This window comes from Lysinibacillus sp. NPDC047702 (assembly GCF_050272555.1).
Lineage (GTDB): Bacteria > Bacillota > Bacilli > Bacillales_A > Planococcaceae > Lysinibacillus.
In genome coordinates this window covers 1-2250 of sequence record NZ_JBNNMG010000134.1, presented here as the reverse complement: position 1 = coordinate 2250, position 2250 = coordinate 1, and the positions used below count along the sequence as shown (strand labels likewise).

The following is a 2250-nucleotide window of genomic DNA, read 5'->3' as shown; positions in this document are numbered from 1 at the left end:
GGCTATTTTGAACATGTGGCTTGGATATTTTTCGACCAAGGCATGTAATCTTGTAAGATCTCTGGCTGTTGTTGAATCGGTAAATTTGGTAGCTCCGTTAATAGCTTTACAAGGTACTGATAGAAATCAATGCCGTTTGTTTTGGCTGTTTCTGCTAAACTCAAACAGATGGCATTTGCTTTAGCACCGGCTTCACTCACAGAAAAAAGCCAGTTCTTGCGACCAATCACATTTGGACGAATCGCATTTTCGGCTGGATTATTATCCATCTCAATTCGACCATCGAACAGAAAAGCTTTTAATCCATGAACACGATTTAATGTGTATTCGGCAGCTTTAGCTAAGGCATTTTTTCCGAAGAAAGGCGATTCATCGACCCATTTTAAGAATTTCTCTACAATCGGCTTCGAATGCTTTTGGCGTGCTTTTCGGCGTTTACCTGGTGAAAGGTGCTTAAATTGACGTTCTAGGCGATACAATTGATCACAGAAATCTACGCCAATTTGTCCGTTTTTGCTATCGACTTTCAGCCAATATCGTCTCACATGCGCCCAACAGTTAGCGAACGTGACATCAGGAAGATTACCGTATGCCGAGTAACCATCACAAATCACCATTCCTTTAAAGCCTTTTGTAAATTCTACTAGTACAGAACGACTTCTCGATAATGCACTATGAAAAAGAACGATGATTGGTCCTTGGCTTGGCACGCTTCGGAACACCCAATTGTAGGCATTCGATTGTCCTGATTTTCCGTCTGACCGATTGATAATTTGCGCATACGTTTCGTCCACATGCAGCACTGATTTCATCGTTAACATCTGCTTCATCTGTTCATAAATCGGTAAAAGCCAATCTTCTGAAGCACGAATAACCCAGTTTGATAGATTCTTATCATTCGTAAGTAGGCCATATCGTTCCCACTCCTTTACCTGACGGTAAAGAGGTAAATACTGAATAAACTTATCATAAATAAGCTTTGCTAAAACAGTTGGTCCTGCAATGCTTCGCTGAATAGTAGCTTGTGGGGCTTTTCCACGTTTCATTTGTGCTTTTTTTGCGGCATCCATTTTACAGTGCTTACACTCATAGGCATGTTCAATATGCTGGATGCGCATCATTTTTGCCGGAATGAATTTTGCTTCTTCACGCGCAATCGTTGTACCAGCTTCAGTCATTTGACCAAGGCAACAGTCACATTGTGTGTTGGTGGGATGATGGTGAATTTCTTCTACTTCAATCCCGTCACGAAAAGAATCATTCCGTTTCTTCTTATGTAGTTTACGGACAACGGTGTACGTAATCGTCGCCGTGCTTTGTTCTTCTGTGTGCTCAGAATCACTAAAAGACTGATCATCATCAAATAATGATCCTTGTCCATCTGGTGCAGTGTATTTTGATTTCTCGGTTTTTGATCCGTATAAAAGTTTTGTTAAATAGCGTACTTGTTCAGTTAGCGATTCAATCTGTTTAGATAAGTCTTTGTTTTGTTGCTTCATATAATCAAGCTGTTCTTCAAGAAGTTTAATTAATTTCTCGTTGTTAAAAGAAGCGTTCACCAAAACATTCACCACTTTCCGTTCGTATAAGATTCTCATATTATACCATTTAAGAAAGTGAATTTAGAATACACCTTTTGGTGTTTTTTGAATTGCCTTTGGCTGCTGTAGCGATAAACCTTCTAGAAGCCAGCGAAGCTCTTGTTGCGAAAGGTTCCGTACTTCATTTTCATCTTTCGGCCATTGGAGTTGTCCGCCATCTAAGCGTTTATAGAGTAAAGCGAATCCATCCCCATCAAAATACAAACATTTGTATCGATCTTTACTCAGGCCGCAAAACAGGAAAATCGAATCGCCATAAGGATCCAGTTCGAAAGAATCTTGAATCAGTGTAGCTAAGCCATCAATGCCTTTACGCATATCCGTCTTTCCACAAACGATGTAGATATTTTTCACGTTAGTAAAATCGTGTTTCACAGTAGTTTCAACTCCCTCATCACACTTTGGATAATGTGCTCATCTACGCCATTACAGAAAGAAATTTCTACCTTTGCTGTTTTAATCGTACATGTATTAATGTGTGAGTCTTGTGTTGAGTTGGCTACAGGGGAATTATTAAGTTCGGGATATAATGTGATGGGGATAATCGTTAATTTTTGCTGTGGCAATGAAAGGCACCTCCTTTAATTGATACCTTTATAGTACCGAGAGGTGCTACGTGATTATATGCGTTATTTGAATACGGGCTTAC

At 39.7% G+C, this 2250-nt stretch carries 3 protein-coding genes; all 3 read right to left on the bottom strand.

The genetic code is table 11. The features are described from left to right. Positions 1-2: 2 nt before the first annotated feature. The 3 genes from tnpC to ACQKIM_RS27925 are packed head-to-tail and all read right to left on the bottom strand — an operon-like array spanning position 3 to position 2167. Positions 3-1562, bottom strand: coding sequence for an IS66 family transposase (gene tnpC / locus ACQKIM_RS27935; protein WP_427550224.1), 1560 nt, complete (start codon positions 1560-1562; stop codon positions 3-5). 60 nt (positions 1563-1622) lie between these two features. Continuing rightward, positions 1623-1976 carry an IS66 family insertion sequence element accessory protein TnpB gene (gene tnpB, locus ACQKIM_RS27930; RefSeq protein WP_427550222.1) on the bottom strand — a complete coding sequence of 118 codons (354 nt, stop codon included), beginning with the start codon at positions 1974-1976 and terminating at the stop codon, positions 1623-1625. Continuing rightward, positions 1973-2167 carry a hypothetical protein gene (locus ACQKIM_RS27925; RefSeq protein WP_427550220.1) on the bottom strand — a complete coding sequence of 65 codons (195 nt, stop codon included), beginning with the start codon at positions 2165-2167 and terminating at the stop codon, positions 1973-1975. The genes tnpB and ACQKIM_RS27925 overlap by 4 nt, the downstream gene beginning before the upstream one ends. Positions 2168-2250: the final 83 nt, after the last annotated feature.